The 2026-nt window shown below is 65.6% G+C and carries 2 protein-coding genes and 1 pseudogene; 1 reads left to right on the top strand and 2 read right to left on the bottom strand.

Going from position 1 to position 2026, the window contains the following annotated elements; genetic code table 11:
* A partial coding sequence (locus EN935_RS33230; RefSeq protein ID WP_127374086.1) for a LysR substrate-binding domain-containing protein occupies positions 1 to 657 on the top strand: 657 nt, incomplete at its 5' end.
* Between the two features lie 43 nt (positions 658 to 700).
* Here EN935_RS33230 and EN935_RS33235 read toward each other — a convergent pair.
* Positions 701 to 1750 (bottom strand): aldo/keto reductase, encoded by a 1050-nt coding sequence (locus EN935_RS33235; protein WP_127262930.1) that lies wholly within the window; start codon positions 1748 to 1750, stop codon positions 701 to 703.
* Between the two features lie 110 nt (positions 1751 to 1860).
* Positions 1861 to 2026 (bottom strand): annotated as a pseudogene (locus EN935_RS42415) (YggS family pyridoxal phosphate-dependent enzyme); the annotation flags it as partial.

Genomic DNA, 2026 nt, shown 5'->3' on the forward strand with positions numbered 1-2026 from the left:
GAGCAGGAGGCAGCGGCGGGTGCGGCGCCACGCGGACGGCTGCGCGTCAACACCTACGTGCCCTTCGGGGTGCACCGGCTGATCCCGCTTCTGCCGCGCTTCCTCGAACGCTACCCCGAGATTTCAGTTGATCTGGTGCTGACCGACAGCGTCATCGACCTGATGGCGGAACGCGCCGACGTCGCCATCCGTGCAGGGCCGCTCAGCGAATCGCGGCTGGTGGCGCGCAAGCTCGGGCAAAGCCCGGTGGTGGTCGTTGCGGCACCTTCTTACCTCGAGACGCATGGCATGCCGCTGACGCCAGCCGATCTCGACAGACACAACCGGATGGGCTTCGGTTTCGTGCGGCATGTCGATGGCTGGCCGTTCCTCGACGCGGCCGGCAACCCCATCATGGTTCCGATCACCGGCAACACTCTGGTCAGCGATGGCGAGGCGATGCGGCTGATGGCGCTGGCGGGCGCGGGCATCGCCCGGCTGGCCCGTTGGCATGTTGCGTCCGATATCGCCGCCGGCCGGCTGGTGTCGCTGCTGGAGGCATTCAATCCCGGCGACGAGGAGCCCACCCACGCCGTCTATGTCGGCCAGGGCCGGCATCTGCCGGCGCGAGTGCGCGCCTTTCTCGATTTTCTGGGGGAGAGCGTCCGGCTGACCTGACATCTCGGGAGCCACGGGCTCCCGAGATGTCAGGTGGGCTGCGCTATGCTTTCGGCGTGAACGGCGCCGGGCGCCGGCCCGCTGCCTGACGCTCCAGCATCCAGCCGGGATATTCGGACGGCAGGGCGCTGACCTCGTCGAGGCGAACCAGATCGTCGGTGTCGAGCTTCAGTTGGGTCGCGGCAAGGTTCTGCTCCAGCTGCTCCATGCGGCTGGCGCCGATGATGACGCTCATCACGAAGGGCTTGGCCAGGACATAGCCGAGCGCCACCGTGGCGACGCTCACATCATGCTTTTTGGCGATTTCGCGCATGACGGCAACAGCCGCCCAGGCGCGATCCTCATTGACCGGCGGGAAGTTGAAGCTGGCGCGGCGACCTTCGCCATTGCCCGGTGCGCCAGGGCCGTATTTGCCGGACAGCAGGCCGCCGGCCATCGGCGACCACACCATCAGGCCGAGCTTCTCCTCGTTGAGCAGAGGCACGATCTCGCGCTCGAGATCGCGGCCAGCGATGGAATAATAGGACTGGACGGTCTCGAAACGGGCGAAGCCCTTGCGCTCGGCGATGCCGAGCGCCTTGGCGATGCGCCAGGCCGCCCAGTTGGAGACGCCGACATAGCGGACCTTGCCGCTGGCAACCAGATCGTCCAGTGCCCGCAGCGTCTCGTCGATCGGCGTCACGGTGTCGGTGCCGTGCAGCTGATAGAGATCGATATGGTCGAGCTGCAGCCGCTCGAGGCTGGCATCGACCGAATCCATGATGTGGCCGCGTGACGAGCCGCGCTGGTTGGGGCCTTCGCCCATGGCGCCATGCGCCTTGGTGGCGATGACCACATTCTGCCTGTTGACGCCGAGATCCCTGAGCGACTGGCCGAGCAGCCGTTCGGATTCGCCGAAGGAGTAGACGTCGGCCGTATCGAAGAAATTGACGCCCGCGGCGAGCGAATAGGCAACAATCTCGTTGACGCCCTTCTGGTCGAGGCTGGCGATCAGGCCCCATTGGGCATTCTGGCCGGCGGCGCCGAAGGTCATGGTGCCGAGGCACAGTTCGGAGACGAACATCCCCGTATTTCCAAGCTGGTTGTAACGCATGGTGGAGGCTCCAGAGAGTTTGTGATGGCACAAAGCAAATAGGAACGGTACGTTTCGTTTCCAGTCTTGGAGCAACGAGCCCGCCGAGTTGGCCTAAAGGCCGTTGCCTCTCAGCGGCTGCCGAAGATCGCCGACCCAACCCGAACGCTGGTGGCGCCGAAGGCGATTGCGGTCTCGTAGTCGCCGGACATGCCCATCGACAGTCTGGCGACGCCGGCCTCATGCCCAAGCTTTTCCAGCAAGGCGAAATGGGGCCCGGGGTTCTCGTCGGCCGGC

The organism is Mesorhizobium sp. M7D.F.Ca.US.004.03.1.1, assembly GCF_003998635.1.
Classification (GTDB): Bacteria; Pseudomonadota; Alphaproteobacteria; order Rhizobiales; family Rhizobiaceae; genus Mesorhizobium; species Mesorhizobium loti.